Here is a 21,249-nt window from a genome sequence, read left to right as displayed (position 1 = left end):
AATTTTATTCAAAAAAGAATTTATTTTAAAAGCAACTTGAAACTCTTAATCTTCTTTTTCTACCTCCAGTATAGTTCCTTTTTTAGAATCTACCTTTATGTCATATTCATTTTTATCTTTATCTATTCTTATTTTATAAAAAGTAACATCTAAATCTTTATCTAAACTCCATTCTTTTACTATTCCATCTTGTTCTTTCAATGCAATTTCCATAGCTTTTTGAGGTGTTATTATATCATTTAAATCTAATTTTTCTTTTCTAGCTTTACCATTTAAATCTTCTGAATCCAATTTTTCAGTTTTATCTTGCAATACATCCTTTGTATTAGCATCTATTTTCATCTTATACTCATTATTATCATCTACACCTTCAACAGTATAAACATATTTATTTAAATCGCTTTCAAGACTTAAATCTACTATATCAGCATCCTTATATTTGTCTTTAAACATATTTATTGCATCTGTATAAGGTACTTTGAAGTCTTGTTCCATTAAACTTTCATCAATTTTGCCATCTTTTAAATCACTATTTGAAGCATTTGCTTCTTTTTTTGTATTGCTATTTTGAGGTGCTTGTCCTGAATTTGAATTTCCACTACATGCAGTTAATAAACCTGCAATAAGTATACTTGCTACTAATAAATATAATTTTTTACACATAAAAATCCTCCTTAAATAATAATTAATTTATTCTATATTATGCCCTTTAAACCCTTCATTTACCCTTTTATATTGCATATTTTCCTTACTTTATTTTAATTATTTTCAAAGCTTTATAATCAAAAGCTAAAAATCTATTTTAATATTACTTATATGAAAATTAACCTAAATAATAAGATATGAGTACAAATTTTTAAATTTCTAATATAATACCTGTTTATAAATCATAGTTATTCTTAAAAATAGAAATGTTGAGATAAACTGAGATGAAATTGGATGATACACAAATATCCAAAGTTATACAACTTCTTATTATTTTAAAATACTGAGATAAGATGATTTTCTGTCTATCGTAAAATAATATTTAACTATACGTGTATCGCTCAAAGATGAAATATTTTTAAAATCTATATAATATAATTTATTATACCAGAATTTTAAAATTTAAATCTATAAAATAGTAAAAATTATCATTAATTAAATATGAAAATAAAAAATCTACATAAAATAAAAACAACTAAAAGAGATGCTTTAAATAGCATCCCTTTTATATAATTAAAAACTTAAATTTTATTTAGTTCCCTAACTGTTAAATCCATTTTAGGATAAGGTATTGTAATTCCTTCTTCATCAAATCTAATTTTAACATCTTCTAATAAATCAAGGTAAATTGTCCAATAGTCTTCTGTCTTACACCAAGCCCTAATTGCAAATTTAATGGCATTATCTCCATGTTCTACTACTCCTATAAATGGTTCTGGTTCATTTATTATTAATTTATGTCTATTTACAATTTCTTTTAAGACTCTTCTAACATGTAATATATCATCTTCATATCCTACACTAAAAACTAAATCAACCCTTCTAGTATTTTTTGCAGAATAATTTATCAGACTATCATTTGATACAGAGCCATTTGGTATAAGTATCTGCTTATTATCTGGAGTAGCTAATTGAGTATAAAAAAGTCCTATTTGCTCAACTGTTCCTCCATGACCTGCTGCTTCTATGTAATCTCCTACTTTAAAAGGTCTAATCAAAAGTATAATAAATCCTCCAGCAAAATTTGATAAACTACCTTGCAGCGCTAAACCTATCGCTACCCCTGCTGAAGCTATTACAGCAGCAAAACTAGATAAACTCATCCCCCAGTATTCAAGAACAACTATTATAACAGCAACTTTAAGTACACTTAAAAGAAGAGATTTCAAAAACCTTCTTAAAGTTAAATCGACATCTCTTTTGCCAAGAACTGTCATGACATGGTTTACAATTTTTTTTATTATTTTAAATCCAATTGAAAGTATGAGTAAACCTATTATAAGTTTTACTCCACTTGTAGTTGCCCATTCCAAAAGGCTTTCCATCAAACCACCCATGTCCATTTTATTAATATCTAGATTATTTAAATCTAACTTACTTATATCATCTATTTTTGTTGTATCCATAGAAAAAACTCCTTACTTTATATTTTAGAACCAATATTATAGTTTAAAGTTCTTATTTTTCTATTTAATATGATACAATATCATTTAATCATAGTAAACAAGATTTATATTCCAGTTAGCTCTTTTTTCTAAATCCAAACCTTCTATTATTTGTAGAACTTTATGCTAAGCCACTATGAAAATGCTATTGAGTTTTAAAATCATCATTTTTTACACCAATATGAGATGCTATTATAGTTATAATACTTAATACTATAAATACAATAAATCCTCTTTTATATCCATCAACTGTATTATAGAAATTTATTTGTAAAGATATAGCTATGATTAAATTAATAATACCACTTCCTATAAATTCAAAGGTATTAATAACACTAGTTGCCAATCCAGAATAAATCTCTTTATTTTTATATTTAGCATCATTAAATACTTGTAGATGTGACATGACTATACACCCCATTATAAAAAATGCTACTGGTAAAAACATTATTGGTGGTTTTACTTTAAAAACAATTACAATTATTATCCATATAAATAAGTCTATCATTGCACCATATTTTATTATGTTAAACTTGCTAGACTTTATTTTTGCAAACACAAAATCCATGATTATTGAACCAAATATAAATCCATATGTAAAAAATGATACTATAAACGCAGAAAAACTCTTACTAACTCCATAAACATCCATTATGTATCTTACTCCCCAAAGACTTGTAAATGCACTTGTTAAACCTACAAAAGAAAACATTATTATTGAATTATACCATGTTGACTTATTAATTATAACGGACTTAATCCCTTCAATAATACTAATTTTTTCTGATTCTTCATAAATATCAACATTTACATTAAATCCATATTCTCTTGGTGTATCTCTAACAATAATATACATACAACATCCAATTAAAATACCTATTATACCTATTAATAAAAATGAATTTCTCCAACCAATAAATTCGGACAAAAATACTAGCGGAAAAGTAGCAAGAACTCCTCCCACATTTCCAACAAATGAGAACTTAGCTGTTGCAGAAGCAAACTCCGATTTATCAAACCATCTACCTTGAATTTTTAAGATACAGAGTAATATTACTGATGTTCCTGCTCCTACAACTATACGAGAAAGATATGCTAATTCTATATTTTGTATTAATCCAAATAGTATCGAACCTATACTAGCCGTTATTATTCCAATACTACTAATCTTTCTTGCTCCATATTTATCAATTAATATACCTGCTGGTATTTGCATAAGTGCATATGAGTAAAGGCAAAATGATGCTATATTTGATATTTGTATAGAATTAAACCCTAACTCTTTTGCTAAATTATCTGAGACAACAGCAGTTGACATCCTTAAAAATAAGACTAAAATAAATGAAAATGTAATTATGCCCCAAACACTCCATTTAGTCTTTGTATAACTTTTCATATTTTCTCCCTCAAATCTATGTAATTTTAACTTTTATTACTCTGTTTGTAGACTTTCTATTTACAGTATGTGTTTATAAGAATTTTGTAATTATTTATCAAAATTTTTAATATGCATTTCTATTATACAATACACATACACATTTAACCATATATAAGAATTTATTCCTGTTTATATAATACTTAATTAATTCTTAAAGTAAACAAGAGCCATCTTTTAAAGTAACTCTAAAAGATGGCTCTTTATAAAAATATCTATTCTAAATTTAAATTTCTATCTAGTATATATTTTGTAGCAATAAATAATATTACTAAAATTATAATACTACCAAGTATAGCAAACATAAAATGAGAACTTTGATATAAATGATAAATCATGTTAGTATTTTCTCCTGGTAAAAATCTTTCAATTGTACTACCAACAGTTGATATTATCATATTTATAATTATAAAAGAAACAAATGCAGATACATTTCTATGTTTATTAAACTTTGGTAATTGCCCCATTGAAATTGCTGTATATAGCAATAAAATAAATGAAGTATATGAAATAAGCATTGTTAATAATAGCAAGAACATATCTAAAAAATTTTCAAACCCCAATCTGAAAACATTATTAAAAAAATCTAAAATCTCAGCAAATGCAATTCCAGAAGCACTAAAAAACATTAGTACTGCAAATGTACCTACTGCAACTATAAAACTAAGTACCGCATATATAAGTGCTGTTATACATTTGGATAATATAAGTGAACTAGTACTAACAGGAAGAGTAAACATTAAATAGCCTTCATCTCCCAAAAGATTTTTTCTAAATCTTTGAATTGTAACTACAATAGTTAAAACACCCAGTGCCATAAAAAGACTTGTAAGTACAAGTATTCCTATTCCTTGTATTTGGAATATATCAATCTTCATAAATATTCCATTTAATATAGCCACTACTATTATAGCTATATATAATGGTATAAACGTTCTTCCACTTGCCTTTAACTCATATTTTAATAGTTTTCCTAACATTTGAATTCCTCCCTAAATAATGCATCTATAGATTTACCTTTTTCCTCTCTTATTGATTCAACATCTCCTTGTAGTACTATCTCACCTTTAGATATGAATATTACTTCATCACATATATTTTCTATCTCACTTATTAAATGAGTTGCAATCAGCAAAGTACTATCCTCATAATAGTTTTTTAGTATAGTCTTAAGTATATATGACCTTGCAGCTGGGTCAACACCTCCAATAGGCTCATCTAAAATATATATATTTGCTTTTCTTGACATAACCAGAATAAGTTGTACTTTTTCTTTAGTTCCTTTAGACATTGTTTTTAATTTTTCATCTACATCAATATCTAAACTCTTAATCATTTCATTTGCCCTTCTAACATCAAAATCACTATAAAAATCATAGAAAAATTTAAGTAAATCTGATACTTTCATCCAGTCGTTTAAATAAGTTCTTTCTGGTAGGTATGATACTATTTTTTTTGTTTCTATAGATGGCTTCATTCCATTTATCATAATTTCACCATCATCAGGTTGTAATAATCCATTCATCAATTTAATCATTGTACTTTTACCACTTCCATTAGGACCTAACAAGCCAACTATTTTTCCTTTTGGTATATTCAACTCAACATTCTTTAAAACCTTTTTAGTTCCATAGCTTTTATTTACACCTTTAAATTCAACTATGTCATTTTGAGAAACATCATTTATATTTTTATCCATTTTATAATTCTCCTTTCAAATTTTCTGTTATAAGTTTTAACATTTCATCTTCGTCATATCCAAGTTTTACTAAAGTCTCTTTTAATGTATTTATTTCAACATTGGCTATTTCCTCTTTCATAGCTTTTATTTTTTCCTTATCATCTGTTACAAATCTTCCTTTTGTTCTTTGGCTATAAACCAATCCTTGTCTTTCCAGTTCTGTTAAAGCTTTTTGCATCGTATTTGGATTAACTTCAGCATCCTCAGCAAGTGCTCTTACTGTTTCTAATTTAGAACCTATTTTTATTTCCCCTGAAACTATTTTTAACTTTAGATGTTCTACTAATTGTATATATATAGGTTTGTTATTATCAAGTTCCCATTCCATATTCATGCCTCCTCATTGTGTTATTATATTATTGTATTAATAACCTAATACAATAATATAATAATACAGCTCATATGTCAACTATTTTTAAATAAAATTATGAATATCTACAAGCTTTTTCATTTAAGGATAATTCTATGATGTCATGTCAGGAGGGTTCTCCTCCAGGAGTGTTGGTTCATCCTTTTCCCATCTATACAGTTTACTTGTTACTTTATATCAGAGCTCCCCGATGCTATAATGATTCCCAGTGGAATCTCAGCTAAGGTCACTGCTGTTTCACTCCTGCAAAGCATCCGCTATTGCTTAGAAAGCTTGCAGCCCAGACGGTGTACCATGACTGCTTACACAAATGCTGCATCCCCAGTTCTAGCCACCAGCAGGGTATTTCTACTGGACGAATGCTGATAACGCGAGGTTTCAGCCGGTACATCCGATCGGGATAAGCTTTGGTTCAGATTCCCATCCCTTATCAGAAAGGTGGTGATTACACATGAAGAAAATCGATTACCTGTCAACGCTTTTTGTCGGGATCGATATTGGATCCCGCACGAACGTAATCTCGGCTCTAAACTTTGAACAGGAATTCCTCATTAAGATGGTTCCTGTCCCTAATGTCCAGTATGGCGCTGAACAGATGGAACAAATGATCGCGGATGTTTTAGATCAGCATCACGAGTTCCGTTTCGTCATCATCGGTTTGGAATCCACCGGGTTCTATGGCGTCCACATTGCCAACTTTCTTTCCACCTGTGAAAAGCTGGCTCCTTTCTCCACGAAAGTTTACTGCCTGAATCCGAAGGAGGTTGCCAAATATAAGGAATCCTTTAATTCCCTGGACAAAAACGATGGGATTGACTCCTTCGTCATTGCTGACTTTGCAAGGGTAGGCAGGATCCATATACAGCCCTGGCGTGGCGCACAGTACCTGGCTCTTCAGAGACTGACCCGGCATCGGCTCCATATCACGGAATGCATTGCCCGGGAAAAAAGCTATATGCTCAACAACATCTTCCTGAAATTCAGTGAGTTTGCCATGCTTGGCAAAGGTGAGCATCCTTTCTCTAATAAATACGGCGCCACCGCAGAAGCAATCCTGACAGATTACTTTTCCACGGAAGCCATTGTAAATGCCTCTGTGGATGAACTGGTTGCGTTCATTACTTCCAAAAGCCGGGGCCGCATCGCTGATCCGGAACAGACCACTTACCTGCTTCAAAAGGCTGCACAGGATTCTTACCGGCTTGATAAGTGCCTGTACGAACCGCTTACCGTTTCTATTGGATGCTCTTTTAACTGCATCAATGCTTTTGAAAAAGAGCTCAAGGCCATCGATGACGCGATCCTTCGTACGGTAAAAGGGCTGAACCCTACTGAGTATCAGATCCTCAATTCCGTTCCCGGAATCGGTAAAGTCTATGCCAGCGGTATTCTTGCTGAAATAGGCACCATCAAATGCTTTAAGAACAATGATGCCCTTGCCAAGTATGCCGGTATTGTGTGGAAAGAAAACCAGTCCGGCACCTTTGAAGCAGAAGACACTCCGCTAAACAAAGCCGGTAACCGCTACCTGCGCTACTACATCGTTGAAGCCGCTGGAAGTGTTATTGCGCACTGTCCGGAATATAAAGCCTTTTATGACAAGAAATACGCTGAGGTGAGAACCCATCAGCATAAACGAGCACTCGCGTTGACTTCCCGTAAATTGATACGTATGCTTTTTGGACTGCTGGACAAAAGTCAACTCTACTCTGTGGAAAAGAGTAGGTAATCCATATCGCATACCGAACTTACGTTCCTAATCGGCCGTAGGTCTATTAAGGTTACCCTTTTCTCAGAAAATCTGTTTCATTTTCTTCTTGACATATCACCAAATTGCTTTTCGATTAGCTCCATAACAGAAGCCGTCTGTTGCTTGATTATCTGTTCGTGCTTTTCTGTCAGCTTTGCGTGCTGTTCAATGTTCTTCAGATAATCTGTGTTGTTTCCTGCGTCTATCTTTTTCAGCATTTTCAAGGTAGGTGCTACCTGTCTTGCTATCCAGTTTAGCGTCCTTGAAAGGGTATAGGGTTCTGGCTGTGTCGTCAGCTTCAAAGGCTCTCTGCCTTTTCCGATAAACCACGCCCAGCGGTCATTGAGCTTCCAATCCTCACGCCGTTTATCTTCTTCCATATCCACAAAACGAATATAGCGGTTGATAATGGAAAATGCTGTCCTTTCTGCGTCATAGTGTGTCAACAAGTCCCTTACGGCATAATAAGCTCGCTCATTTTTTAAGCGGATTTCAAAGCGGTTTTTTATAGGTGCTTCCGAAACGGGAATACCCAGCTTTGCGTACTGTTCGTAGTTCTTTTCATAACAGCAGAAGTACACCTCGCTTTTTAGTGAGCCGATATACAGCGTATGTCCCATGCCTGCCTTGTCCTGTTCCAGTTTCTTAATCAGCTCGCCAGAAGCATAGGACTTAAAGGAACGGAACACGGAAACACATTCCTCACGGTTGCACTTGTCTGTCAGTTCTGGAATATCCAGTATGCCAGCCCTGTCATTTATCGCAAGGTCAAGTCGTTTCATCACACCGCCCTCAACCAATGCGTCCATAAGGAAGTCATACCAGCTCCGTTCCTGTGCCACCAGATAGCTTTCAAACTGGCGACAGCCTTTTCCTTTCAGTTCCAGCAGGACACCTTTTTCCTCATCAGCGGAAGTAAAGACGAATATATCGCCTAAGAAGTAATGCTCCGTATAACTGTAAAATCCAAAATCCTCATGGAGCATATAATTGATGTTCAGTTTCAGCACGTCCTTGATGATGTGCCGTATATCAAGCGTAGGAAAACGGATACGCACATAGTCGAACAACAGGAACATGGGAGCTTCTGGATTGAATTTTTCCAGAGCTTCCAGAAGTTTCAGCTTCATGTCGTTTGTCAGATTGACCTTTCCTGCTTCGATACGGTTCAGATGTTCTCGGCTGATACCAGCCATAAGAGCCAACCGTTTCTGCGATACGCCGTATGCGTTGCGTTTTTCTATAAAATCAGTTATCCATTGTGCTTCATTCAGTAGAAATACCCCCAATCTTTTAAAAGTGTGATAATTTTAAGCTGTTATCACTTTCAGCGAAAAGTATCGAGAACCCTTGTACCCTGTACCTTTTTCGTTATTTTGTTGACTGTTTCCTGTTGATTTGTGCCCCTCTGTTAGATACCGAGGGGCTTTATCGCTGGCGTGGCTTACGCCACACCAGCAACGGCTCGTCCGAGCCGACGACTTTCGCTTCGCACGTCGCCGTCCCGTCCTGCCGTTTCGGTGCTATTCCTGCAAGCTCATTCCCGTATAAATCACGATACAGTCGGTATCATCACAAAGGCACTTTTCCTCGGTTTCCTTATCCACTTCATACAGACGGCATAACTGCTTGAAATGCTCCCTGTCTGTCATAAGGAACGTATAACGAAACGGAAGTCCAAGCATGGACATTTCCTCGTCGAGTTCCAGAGAAAACAGCAAAGGAAGTTCCAGCTTATCCTCTCCAAACTGTTCCATGAAATTTGATAATGTCTCGTGAAAGACTTCTGCTGGGTATTCATCACATTTATCAAAGCCAGTATCAGCGGTAAAATTCAAGTCAGACAGGAATTGACGATAATTCAATCCTATGCAGACTGTCTTTTCTCCAAAATCATTGTGCAGTACACTTATCAAGCTGTAAGTTATTTTCATTCTTCTATGTTCTCCTTTCCTTGTTGTGGCACGTCCCCTCGTTTGAGGGCAAGCGTGCCGATTGTCTGTAAAAAATCATGTCCTTTCGGGACTAAAGGCGTATAAAATTCACTAATGACGCTCGTTCCCACATCACAGTACCCACGTCCCTTGATAGGCTTCTGGAAAAACTGTTTCTTCACGTCCGAGCCGAACAGCATACCATATCCAAGCTCACTTATACGCCCCAAGCCCACACGGAAGTTGAAGTTGTCCCTTATCCCGTCGCTGAAATACTTTGCGTCTGGACGCTGGCAGGCAACGATAAGGAAATATCCTGCCTGTCGTCCCAGCATGATGATTTTCTTTAGCTGGCTTAACAGGCTCATGCTTTCCTTTGTTCCCAGCATTTCAAAGAACGCCACATATTCATCAAAGACAAGGAAGCAGGGTGGAAGTCCTAAATAGGCGTAGTTTTCGCCTGTCCTATAATTTTTGTGCTGTTTCATTTCCTCGCTTCGCCGTACCATGCCGTCATAAAAAGCATTGACACAGGCTATCATATCTTCCTTTGTATGGTAGACGTTCGGCAGGACTGTTCCCAAGTCCGCAAGGTCAGCGTTTTTCGGGTCTAATATATAAAGCTGAGCGTTGGTCTGCAACAGGGCTTCAATGACAGTCAGCAGGAAATAGGTCTTACCGCCACCAGTTCCACCAGCGATAAGGGCATGAGGGAGCTTGTCATATTCCCAGACAAGATTTTTCATCAGTCGCAGGCTTCCATGTTCTGCCTTTACCTCGTCAATGGAAATGCGGTTTGCTATCATGTCATACAAAAGGGTGTACTCGATATAGCCGTCATGGAGCGTCTTGTCGGTCAGCTCACAGTACAGTCCGCTTTCCAGTTTGTCCTCTAGCCGTAGTAGCTGGTCTTGATATTTCCCCAGAGTAATTTCACAGCGGATATGAAGCAGTCCCTTTTCCATTTGATAGTACATTTTGGGAAACCAGACGATTTTTTCCCTTGATCTGCCAGAGGACAGGTCAGTGAAAAAACCGCTGTTCTGTACGGTATCTGCTTCATACCACCTGTTTTCCAGTATCATTCGAGCCAGCTTTTGACGGTGCAACAGCCTTTTGAAGCTGTCATAGCAGTAGCGGTAGAACAGAAAAGCGACCAATGCACAAACACCAGTCGCTATCAAAATCGTTATGAAATTGTATGGGGAAAGCGTCAGCCCATTATCTAACAAGCTAAAATGTTTCCAGTCGGTACGCATGAGCTGTCCCATGTTCAGTAGCAGTAATACAGCTATGAACAGGGACAGGAGCGTACCAGCACAGAAACGATACACAAGGTATCTGTCAGAAGCTCTGATACGCTTTCCCTTGTATTTAAGTAATGACATAAAAACTCCTTTCTGGGTTATAGAAAAAGCAGTCAATCCTAAGACTAACTGCTTTGTGTGTAGAGATATGAAATTATCGTTTTTCTTTCGTTTCTTTTAGCAAATTGAAGATTGATAACTTCAAGTTTTTCAGAAATATTCTTTAAATCTCCCTCGTCTAAACATTCTTCTTGTACGGTTTCTCCTAGCAAGGTACTTACAGATGTATCAAGTTCTTCTGCCAACGAAACAAGCATACTTGAGTCGGGAACAGATAACCCTTTTTCCCATTTAGATACTGTTTGCCTTACTACATTTAGCTTAATAGCCAATTCTTCTTGTGAAAGTCCTTTTGCCTTTCGTAGATTTCTAATATTTTCGTTTAACATAACCTATGCCTCCTTTGTTTTGATACAACTATTAAATATCAAAACAGCCGTTGCCACAAGCAACGCAGATTAACATCTGTTATTATTGCACCAAATTCTTTTCTATCACTTACTTCATACCCATATTATATCAATACAATATAACGGCTACAATGAAAATCTATGTCACAAGATTATTTCTTCTGCTGTCCCTGTGGGCTATGGTTCTGCGGATTTCCTGCTGGCTGGTTTCCTTTATTCTTCAAGATAATATCATCAGCCTTGATATACCAGTCCACGTCTGCACCTCGATAGTTGGCATTTGCTACCGTATCTACAACAGGATTGACAAGCTCTACCTCTGCGTTGTAGTCAAATTCCTTTAACGGAACACTAGCAGGGACGGACACCTGTATCATGCGTCCCTGTGTACGGCTTTTCAAATCATAAGTCCTTTCCTTGATTTCTGGCGATACAGAGCCGTCCTCATTCTGTAAATGCACCTCACGTCTTAAAGCGGAAAATTTCAACATTCCGAATGTCTTTTCCTTGTCTACTACAATACCGTTTGCTAATCTCATAATCTATTTGCCCCCCTTATCTTTTTTCCTCTGCTGGCAACATATCATCAGCCAGCAGGATATAGTCTGTAAATCCTCGTCCGTCAATGTTATATCCACTTGTGGTAATGCGTGGATTGATAAGTTTTACTTTCTGTTCTGGTTCAAAGTTTTTCTCCCCAGCTTTAGCAGGAAGCACCACGATAATATCATCAGCCCTTTGCACATCAGAGTACAGGTTATAGCTTCTTGTCAAAACATTTAAGCGGTTGTTCACTCGCTGTTGTTCTACTTTGTGTTCTCCTGCAAATTCCAGATTGCCGAATGTTTTTTCCATGTTCGGCACGACATATTTTAATTCCATATATTTTTACCTCGTTTCTTTCTTAATTTGACTGATAGTTTCTTTATTCTGGCGGTTTGATTTATACCAGCAAGCCCCCAGACGGTAAAGGGCAGGTAAATGCTCACGCACCCTTGACCGCCTGGGGGCTTACAGGTAATCGGGCAGACAAGCCAGAATAAGGGGAAGTCTGCCTTTCGCCAGCTTCGGCGGAGAACGTGCTTTGTGCTTTCTCATACCGTTACCGCCTTATGATTTCTTTGTTTTACGGCGTTTACAGAAATATGTTCCAGCAAGTCCAGCACCAGATAGGGCAAATAAGCCCATGAACAATCCCACATTTGTTCTGTCGCCAGTTTTCGGGCTGTCGCTCGGTGTCTGCGGTGTTTCTGGCGTAGGTTCTTCTGGAACTTCTGGCTTTTCATTGACGGTTACGGTTTGTCCCTTGTCGTCAATATCCTTATGTTCCGTTACCTTTTTCGGTTCGTCTGGATTGCTCAAATCGTATAATTCCTCATACGTTACCAGCTCTTTTCCTGCCAGCTCGGAAGCGTCAAAGGTAAAGGCAATCTGCACTTCCATGTGTTCGCTGTCTGCTGTAAAGGTGTAGTCATTCTCTACACGCTTTCCATTGATGATAAGCTCGGCGTTTTCGTCCTTAATCATCTGCCAGCCCACAAGCTGATATTTCACGCCGACTTCCAATCCGTCCAGCGTTACGGTATCAATGATTGTTACTTCCTTGTCTGGCTCAATCTCTTTCTTGCCGTCCTTGTCCGTAGCTGTGGTATGGATTTTGATGACACACTCTGTAATAAGAACGGTCTGTCCCTCGTCGCTGATGTCCTTATGTTCGGCAACCTTTTTCGGATTGTCCTTATCGGTCATGTCATAGAGTTCTTCAAAGGTTACTAGGTTCTTACCGCCAAGAGCAGAAGCATTGAATGTGTATTCCATTTCAATCTCCATGTCCTCATTGTCGGCAGTAAAGGTATAGCTGTTCTCTACACGTTTTCCGTCGATAAGAAGCTCGGCATTTTCCTCTTTTAACATCTGCCAACCTGTAAGCTGATACTCTGTGCCGATTTCCAAGTTGTCCAGCTCCACGGTATCAATGACTGTTACCTTGTTTCCAGCAACGATAGACTTTTCGCCCTCTGGGTCTGTGGCTTTGGTATGGATATTGATGATACGCTCCTTAATGGAAACGGTCTGCCCGTCGTCCTCAATGTCCTTGTGTTCCGCTACCTTTACAGGCTCGTCCTTGTCGGTAAGGTCGTAGAGTTCCTCAAAGGTTACAAGGTCTTTACCACCAAGTGCAGAAGCATTAAATGTATATTCCATTTCAATCTTCATGTCTTTATCATCAGCCGTAAAGGTATAGCTGTTCTCCACACGCTTTCCATTGATGATAAGTTCGGCATTTTCATCTTTTATCATCTGCCAGCCTTTTAGCTGATACTTTGTGCCTTTCTTCAAACCGTCCAGCTTTACGGTGTCAATGATTGTTACCTCTTTTCCAGCTACGACAGACTTCTCGCCGTCCTTGCTGGTTGCTGTGGTATGGATAGAGATTTCTTCCTCGTAATCGTCGGTCAATGTACCTAAATCAATCACAAGGTTGTTTCTTGATACGATGATTTCAAAAGGTGGAATGAGCTGGAAGCCCTTATTGCTTTCACAGCGTAATTCCTCAATGATGTAGATATCATACAGCAATGCACCTTTGCTGTCGTCTGGCTCGCTCGTTCCAAACCAGATACCGTCCTCGCTGGTCTGTCCTGCATTGGTATTGTGCTTGTGGGAAGCCCATTCAGAGGAAGTGGAAAACTTCCCGTTATTGTCGGTTACGATAACATGGCTTTCTCCCGTCGTCTTGCTTGTGATCCTGAACGGAACATCAGCAAGACGCTGGTGTGTGCCAGCTCCAATCTTCACGCCCTCAATATCCCCACGTTTCACTTGATTGTAGATTGAGGTATCTTTTCCCGTAAGGTCAACGATTTTTCCATTTTTCGTGATAGAGAAATCAATCGGCTTCGCACCGTCTGTCAAGTAACCGTCTGGTGCTTTACTCTCAACGATACGGAAATTTCCGTAAGGCAAGAGGTCAGCGGAAGTAGAAGCGATACCGTCAATGTCGGTACGGATTTTCTTTACCACTTCATTTTTTTTGTAGAGCTTTCCCTCTACCAGTACAGGACTGTCATTAAGAGAAGTGATAGAAAATTCAGCGTCTTTCAAGGTCGCACTTCCTTGTCCGCTGGTGTCGCCAGTTTCCAAATCTCTTTTCTGGATTTTCACACCGCCACGGATAACCTTGTCAGATACCTTGTACTGGTTGCTTCCAGAAAGGATAGCAAGGTCGCCGTCCTCGACAATCTGTGTAACATACAATCCCTTAATCTGTTCCTCGCTACCGTCAGTCTGCATATATGCACCGTCCAGCAAATATCCGTCTGGTGCTTTCGTTTCTTCCACGGTCAGCGTACCTAGAGGAAGCACGTTCTTTCCAGCCTGTGTATAGAAGCTGTCGCCAGATACCTTATATTTGTCAGCTAAACGGGTAATGTAGTGGACTGCCCCCTCGCTGTCTGTTTCAGCGATTGTCTTTGTAACCCATGTACGGGTAGCTTCGGCAGGAAGATTGTCCTTTGTATAGAAGCCGTCATAATACTTCCATGTGAACTCCGCACCCTCTAGGGAAGCGTCGCCCTGTGCATTGTGCTTCTGTGTTTCCATGTCGATTTTAAACAATTCAATCAGAGTGTCTGTTGCCTTTGGCGTATCAGATACGTTCAAGGTCGCTGTCTTGCCAGCTTCCACCTTTAAGGAATAGACGTTCTTATCCACCTTATATCCAGCAGGAGCAGACAACTCTTTGACATACAGCGTTCCAGCTCTTACTTCCACGGTTTCAGTATTTCCGTTTTCATCAGTAGTCAAGGTTGCAAGCTGATTTTTACATTCCTTGTCGGCATATACGCCGTAGGTAGCACCAGCGATTGAGTAAATCCCGTTGCCGTCCGTGATAGACGAATTATCGGAAGCCTTTTTCAATGTGGCGTTACCAACGGCAAGTTTCGCCCAGAACTGTCCAAGCTCCTGTCCCTTGCCAGAGTAGATATATCCGCCACAGTCATAGCGTCCCTTGTTTTCCTTGACAAAGGCTTTTGCACCCTTGAACACTTCGTCCTGTGTCGCTTTCGGGATTTCATCATAGGAAGCTCGCACGTTGTCGCACTTCCAGCCCAAGTGGACGCTCAATCTCTGCCAGACAACAAGCTGTCTTAAAAGATAAGCATAATTTTTACTTATTCCTCTGTGGCTATCCGTGTACTGTTTCACATACTCGATAGATAAGGCAATGTCGCTTATCTGGTCGGCACTCATACGGGTACTTGCGTCAACTCTGGTCTTATAGCCATTTTGAAAATCTGTATTGATGTCGATACAGTAAGCGTCCTCGCCCTCAACGGTCAAATGCCCCTCATTAAAGGTAGAGCCAATCGAACCGTCATTCATTACTTTTTCAACAATACCAACACGCTCTGTACTTTCTGTCCAGTATTGCTTTTCAGAAGCATGAACGGCAGTCGGAAGTGAAGTAGCGATAGTCGCAAGGGCAAGAAAGCCTGTGCATAGTCGCTTGATAAATCCTTTCATTTTTCATTTCTCCTTTCGTTTGGGTAATAAAATAGCCGTCCATTTCTGAACGGCTGGAAATAGAAAAGGAACATCTTTTTCTGGCGTTCTATAGTCTATGAGATATTCAATTTTTATTGTTTCAATACTGATGTGCTATACCTTATCTTTGCATATCTGGGATATTTAACGTATCAAGGCTCATTCAATCGTAGTAAATTAGTAGTAAATTGATTGTTTTTATCCCTTGAAAGTGCTGATAGATACAGTGTTTTAGCGGATAATCAGTTTTTTAGTTTGTTTTTTATATAAAAATCCACATAAAAAAATGAACACTAGCTTAGAGTTCATTTTTAATATAACTTATTCATTTTTTATAAAGTAAACTGATTATTCTTTTGCTGAAGTGTATGCAATCAATTTTTCAAATTCTTCAATTGGCATTGGTTTTCCAAATAGATATCCTTGTGCCATATCACATTTGACTTCCTTCAATAGTTTAAACTGTGCTTCTGTCTCTACACCTTCAGATATTACTTTCATCCCCAATTCCTTTGCCATCTCTACAACTTTAGTAACAATTATTTTACTTCTCTTACTATTATATGTTTCCATGATAAATTTTTGGTCAAGTTTTAAAATATCCATAGGAATTTCTTTTAACATATTTAATGATGAATACCCTGAACCAAAATCATCCATAGATATTAAAAAACCTATCTCTTTTAAACTATTCATTATATCAATTAAAATATCAAAATTATCAAATATAATACTCTCAGTTAATTCAAGTTCTATATATTTTGCAGGTATATTGTACTTGTCAATTATATTTTTATAGGTTTCTATAAAATTATTACAATATAAATGTATTCTTGATACATTAACTGAAATAGTTAATGGGTTTATACCTGTGTCAATCCATTTTCTAAGTTGTATACAAACTTCTTCTAGTACATATAAATCTAAATTTATTATAAAACCATTTTTCTCAAAAAATGGTATAAACTCATTTGGAGGAATTAATCCCTTATCACGACTTTTCCATCGTACAAGTGCTTCCGAACCTTGTATTTCTCCTGTATTTAGTTCTATTTTAGGTTGCAAGTATACTATGAACTCTTTATTTTCTAAGCTTGAGAACATTGTATTTTCCATCTCTTTTTCTTTTATTTCTTGATCATGAATCTTGTTGTCATAAAATGCATATGAACTTTTATGTCCTCCCTTTGCCATTTTATGAGGTATATTAGCTCTATCTATTATTGGGTTGATATCTTTATCTTCTGGAAGTATAAAGTATATTCCACAACTTAAAACTAATTTATATTTTTCTTCCTGATTATTATTAAATAAATCCAATTCTTTAAATATAGATTCTAATCTATTTATTATATCTTCTTCTTCTCTATATTTCATGATTATTGTGAAATTATCAGCAGATATCCTTGCAAATATTTCTTCTTCAAATATATTATGTTTAATAATATTTGTTAAACTACATAAAATTTTATTTCCCACTTCATATCCAAACAAATCATTTATATACTTAAATTTATCAATATCTATATATAATAACGCATATTTCTCTTGAGTGTTTTTGCTTAATATTTTTTTAGCATCAATTACAAATTTATCCATAGTACTTGCTCCTGTAAGACCATCTGTATATACTATCTTTTGCAATTTAACTCTTAAACTTAATTTATCATATATTATATAAAAAATAAGTACTAGACATATTATCGTCATAATAAATATTATCTGCAATGCATAGTAGCTAATAAATTGTTTATTAAATAAGCTGAATTCAAGGTTATTTATGGAGTTATTTTTATAAAGCTTATGTAAAGAATAGACTGGTGTTGTATATTTAACTTGTAAAATTATACAAATAAATAAAAAAACCATTAATTTTTTTTGTAATTTCCTCATAAAAATTTCCTCCCATTAAAGCACCTCTATTTGATTATAAATCACTAGCAAACAAACACATTCCAAAAGTTTCCATTTCTTGTAAAATGGATAGTTTATATTTATTTTAAAATTTGTAAAATTTTGCTATACTATATATATAGAATATGTTATATTAGTTGTCTTTCCTATTGATTTATACATTTCATATCGGTATAATAGAAAATAAATTGGATTATTTTGGCATATAATTATTGATGAAAAGCCTATATCTTTCTATGAATTTTCTGAAAAATTTTATTTTTATATTATAATTATATTAATTTTTAATAAAAACTATCCATTTTACAAGAAATGACTACTTTTTATTAAAACACAGTATTTCCAATACATTCACCTTTAAAATTTCATTATGTTTTTCTTCTTCTATTCATTTCGACAAATCAACACTTAATTTTTATAATTAACTAAATTGAATAATATTTAATATAAATTTTTTAATATGCCATTTTTACCTAATTTTTTAAAGTCATTTTTTAGATATAAACTCTTTATAAATTCATTTATATAATTAAAATATTATATAAATGAATTTATAAAGAGTTTATATAATGAATAAATACATAAAATAACACTAAAGTATATATAAATAAAGCAATACTTATATATTTTAGTGTTATTTATTATCTCAATATATTTAAGAAATTTATATTTAATTTTTTAAATCTTTTCTGTATAAAAGTCTCATTCCTAATATAACTAATATAAAGCTTATTACAAGAACTAAAGCAAATTTAAATATATTTAAATTTGAAAAATCAACCTCAATAAACTTATATAAGTTAGCTATATTTCCTGTTGCATAATGGCTTACTATAACCGCTACACTATTATTTAAGAAATGTAATAACATTGATACAAATATAGAGCCAGACTTATATACACTGTATGCAAATATGATTCCTAATATTGATGTTGGAATTATTCTTATAAAATCCATATGCATAATACCAAACAATACTCCACTACATATTATTGCTAACTTTACAGACTTAACTCCATTTTTGGATTTACTAAATGCAGAAAATATAAAACCTCTAAAAAATATTTCTTCACATATAGCTGGCAATAATCCTATTATCAATAAATTCAATAAAAATTTATCCTTCATAAAAAGAGATTTATTTAAACTCTCAGCCACTTCCATATTTTGAGGAAATAAAAATAAAATTAACTGAGTTATAATCATAATAATTATGTATCCTCCAACCCAAAGAACAACGCCTCCTAAGAGATGTTTTAATGTTGGAATCTTTATACTAAATACTTCTCTAAAATCAGCTTTGATATAATATGCAAATATTAGTGGTAAAGCAATTATCATAACTTGTGTCATTACAATACCTGCTGTTCCAAATTTAATTTGAACCAAAGAACCAACATAAATTAAAAGAACTAATCCTACTGCATACAAAATAATACCATCACTCACAGTTGGTATAGACCCTTTTTTTATATTGCATCTTTTCTCCAAGAAAGAAAAACTCTTACTATTTCCAAAAAGTATTTCTTCAGAATTAAACATTTTAGACAGAAGTATAATTGCCAATATTACAAAAGCTATATTTGATGTTAAAACTAGTGCTATCAGATTTAAATCACTTTTAAAAGACAATACACTTTTTATAAGTAATGATATATTTACCACAGGTATTACAGCTGTTACTCTATCCAATACTATATTGGGTATCATAGAAACATAAGATGGTATCATAATAACCAACATAAGAGGAGTTATATAGTTTTGAGCATCTTTAAAACTTTTTGCTAGTGAACATACACACATACTTATTGCTGCAACTACCATTGAAAACAGACATACACATATTAAAGTAGTAATAACTGGTAAAACTAAATCTCCATAATTAAAATTTCCAAAACCAAACTGGCTACTAAGACCACCACTAACTAAAATAAATGCCATCGTTAATCCCATAGATAAAATATTTAAAATTGCTGTTACTATTGCACTAAGGGAAACAGCCATATATTTTCCCATTACTAATTCTAAATTCGATATTGGGAGTGTAAATAAAGTTTCTAGTGTACCTCTTTCCTTTTCTCCAGCCATAACATCTATTGCTGGATATATTGAACCAAGCAAAACTCCTATTATTAATATAAATGGTAATATCTGACCTAAAAAGTAACCTGCTACTTCTTCTGTTTTTGCAACATCTATAGTACTGTATGTTATAGGTTCTAATGTACTCTGTGCATCTAATCCTTTTTCAGCTAAAGTATTTTCTACAGTAAGTCTCTTGTATTTATCTAAAACAGTTTCAATTCTTTTTACAGAATTAGAAGAATTTTCCTGAGATGAATTCATATATATTTTATAACTTGTAGCTGATTGCTTTTCTTCTATTTTTATGTAGGCATCAATTTTATTTTCTTCTAAAGACTTCTTATAATTATCAACACTTAATATTTTTATCTTGCCTTTATCATTTGTAGTATCTTTATTGTTCCCAGTGTCTCCCTCTAAATTATTCTCCTTTTCAATCATTGATACAAGCACTTTATTGGGTGTACTATCAAAAGCTATATTAATATCTTTACTATTCATACTATTTGCGGACATATTCATTACCTGAATCATCAACAACATAAGCAAAGGATATAAAAGAAGTGGTATAACAATCATCATAAATAAAGTCTTTTTGTCTCTTAGTATGTCTAACATTTCTTTTTTGAATATGTATTTTACAATTTTACTTCTCATCTAAACCTCCTCCATTCTAGCAAGATTTATAAACACATCTCTCAAGTTATTTACTCCTGATTCTTCTTTTAAACTTTCTGGAGTCCCTGATGCAATTATTTTTCCATTATGAATCATTAAAATCTTATCACATAAAATTTCTGCTTCTTCCATATAATGAGTTGAATAAAGTACAGTTTTTCCTATTAACTTTTCATTTTTCATAAAGTCTATTATAGATGCACTACTCAAAACATCAAGACCTAATGTCGGCTCATCAAAAATATATACTTTTGGGGAATGTATTAAGCAACGAGCTATAGATGTTCGCTGCGTCTGACCAGTTGATAGATTTTCAATTCTGTTGTCTATAAACTCATTCATATCCATTACTTTTACAACATTTTTAATTGATTCTTCTATTTCTTCTTTTGTCATTTCATATAAACTTCCAAAAGTTGTTAAAAGTTCTCTAGGAGAAAGTCTCCCATACAGCTTTGTATTTCCAGATAGATATCCTATTTCTTTTTTTGCTGAATTTCTATCTATTGAATAATCATATCCAGAAACACTTATATTTCCTGATGTTGGTGTTAATATTCCTCCTAACATTCTAAGTAATGTTGTTTTTCCAGCACCATTGGGTCCTAATATTCCAACTATCTCACCTTCTTCAACACTAAAAGAAACATTATTTACAGCAAGAAAGTCTTCTTTTTTAGTTTTAATCTTCTTTAATTTTTTTATCGAACTTTTACTTTTATCATCTTTTACAACCCTTGTAAAAGATTTACATAATTTATCTACCTCTATCATTTACCAACTTGCTCCTTTCTTATTTATAGATATATTTATATAAATATAACATATAAACCTTTTTTATATACTGTTTTTTATTTTAAAATATA

Annotated in this window: 17 protein-coding genes; 1 reads left to right on the top strand and 16 read right to left on the bottom strand. The window is 34.6% G+C overall.

Translation table 11 applies throughout. The features are described 5' to 3' along the window. Nucleotides 1-45 precede the first annotated feature (45 nt). The 6 genes from IC758_RS08250 to IC758_RS08225 all read right to left on the bottom strand — a co-directional run bounded on the left by IC758_RS08250 (nt 46) and on the right by IC758_RS08225 (nt 5,654). Nucleotides 46-663 carry a PepSY domain-containing protein gene (locus IC758_RS08250; protein ID WP_227433082.1) on the bottom strand — a complete coding sequence of 206 codons (618 nt, stop codon included), beginning with the start codon at nt 661-663 and terminating at the stop codon, nt 46-48. A gap of 563 nt (nt 664-1,226) precedes the next feature. Continuing rightward, nucleotides 1,227-2,111: a mechanosensitive ion channel family protein gene (locus IC758_RS08245; protein ID WP_227433080.1), complete on the bottom strand. Its 885-nt coding sequence runs from the start codon at nt 2,109-2,111 to the stop codon at nt 1,227-1,229. Between the two features lie 184 nt (nt 2,112-2,295). Then, a complete protein-coding gene (locus tag IC758_RS08240; protein ID WP_227482403.1) occupies nt 2,296-3,546 on the bottom strand; it encodes an MFS transporter in 1,251 nt (416 codons plus the stop codon). A 254-nt stretch (nt 3,547-3,800) separates the two neighbouring features. Then, entirely contained in the window at nt 3,801-4,565 is a 765-nt protein-coding gene (locus IC758_RS08235) for an ABC transporter permease (protein WP_227433076.1), read from the bottom strand. Then, nucleotides 4,559-5,284: an ABC transporter ATP-binding protein gene (locus IC758_RS08230; RefSeq protein WP_227433074.1), complete on the bottom strand. Its 726-nt coding sequence runs from the start codon at nt 5,282-5,284 to the stop codon at nt 4,559-4,561. The genes IC758_RS08235 and IC758_RS08230 overlap by 7 nt, the downstream gene beginning before the upstream one ends. 1 nt (nt 5,285) lies before the next feature. Further along, nucleotides 5,286-5,654, bottom strand: a complete 369-nt coding sequence (locus IC758_RS08225) for a GntR family transcriptional regulator (RefSeq protein WP_227433073.1) — start codon at nt 5,652-5,654, stop codon at nt 5,286-5,288. 493 nt (nt 5,655-6,147) lie between these two features. On the opposite strand from IC758_RS08225, the gene IC758_RS08220 reads away from it, so the two are divergent. Further along, nucleotides 6,148-7,425, top strand: coding sequence for an IS110 family transposase (locus IC758_RS08220; RefSeq protein ID WP_227433072.1), 1,278 nt, complete (start codon nt 6,148-6,150; stop codon nt 7,423-7,425). Between the two features lie 77 nt (nt 7,426-7,502). Here the strand turns inward: IC758_RS08220 and mobT are convergent, their stop codons facing one another. The 10 genes from mobT to IC758_RS08170 all read right to left on the bottom strand — a co-directional run bounded on the left by mobT (nt 7,503) and on the right by IC758_RS08170 (nt 21,157). Next, the gene (gene mobT / locus IC758_RS08215; RefSeq protein ID WP_255619266.1) at nt 7,503-8,735 is read right to left on the bottom strand and encodes a MobT family relaxase; all 1,233 of its coding nucleotides are present in this window, start codon (nt 8,733-8,735) and stop codon (nt 7,503-7,505) included. Between the two features lie 234 nt (nt 8,736-8,969). After that, complete coding sequence (locus IC758_RS08210) at nt 8,970-9,380, bottom strand: hypothetical protein (RefSeq protein ID WP_227433071.1); 411 nt, start codon at nt 9,378-9,380, stop codon at nt 8,970-8,972. Next, nucleotides 9,377-10,768 carry an FtsK/SpoIIIE domain-containing protein gene (locus tag IC758_RS08205; RefSeq protein WP_227433069.1) on the bottom strand — a complete coding sequence of 464 codons (1,392 nt, stop codon included), beginning with the start codon at nt 10,766-10,768 and terminating at the stop codon, nt 9,377-9,379. Before IC758_RS08205 ends, IC758_RS08210 begins: the two co-directional genes overlap by 4 nt. A gap of 44 nt (nt 10,769-10,812) precedes the next feature. Further along, nucleotides 10,813-11,136, bottom strand: coding sequence for a helix-turn-helix domain-containing protein (locus IC758_RS08200; protein ID WP_413927705.1), 324 nt, complete (start codon nt 11,134-11,136; stop codon nt 10,813-10,815). A 173-nt stretch (nt 11,137-11,309) separates the two neighbouring features. Beyond that, nucleotides 11,310-11,696 (bottom strand): YdcP family protein, encoded by a 387-nt coding sequence (locus tag IC758_RS08195; RefSeq protein WP_227845190.1) that lies wholly within the window; start codon nt 11,694-11,696, stop codon nt 11,310-11,312. A 16-nt stretch (nt 11,697-11,712) separates the two neighbouring features. Then, on the bottom strand, nt 11,713-12,039 hold the full coding sequence (locus IC758_RS08190) for a YdcP family protein (RefSeq protein WP_227433065.1): 327 nt from the start codon (nt 12,037-12,039) through the stop codon (nt 11,713-11,715). Nucleotides 12,040-12,267: 228 nt separating this feature from the next. Continuing rightward, a complete protein-coding gene (locus IC758_RS08185) occupies nt 12,268-15,684 on the bottom strand; it encodes a VaFE repeat-containing surface-anchored protein (protein WP_227860875.1) in 3,417 nt (1,138 codons plus the stop codon). Between the two features lie 369 nt (nt 15,685-16,053). Beyond that, a complete protein-coding gene (locus IC758_RS08180) occupies nt 16,054-17,598 on the bottom strand; it encodes a putative bifunctional diguanylate cyclase/phosphodiesterase (RefSeq protein ID WP_227831096.1) in 1,545 nt (514 codons plus the stop codon). A 691-nt stretch (nt 17,599-18,289) separates the two neighbouring features. After that, the gene (locus IC758_RS08175; protein WP_227823785.1) at nt 18,290-20,362 is read right to left on the bottom strand and encodes an ABC transporter permease subunit/CPBP intramembrane protease; all 2,073 of its coding nucleotides are present in this window, start codon (nt 20,360-20,362) and stop codon (nt 18,290-18,292) included. After that, the gene (locus tag IC758_RS08170; RefSeq protein WP_227433060.1) at nt 20,363-21,157 is read right to left on the bottom strand and encodes an ABC transporter ATP-binding protein; all 795 of its coding nucleotides are present in this window, start codon (nt 21,155-21,157) and stop codon (nt 20,363-20,365) included. Nucleotides 21,158-21,249: the final 92 nt, after the last annotated feature.

The organism is Clostridioides sp. ES-W-0016-02 (assembly GCF_020641035.1).
GTDB lineage: Bacteria > Bacillota > Clostridia > Peptostreptococcales > Peptostreptococcaceae > Clostridioides.
This window is presented reverse-complemented; position numbering and strand designations above follow the sequence as displayed.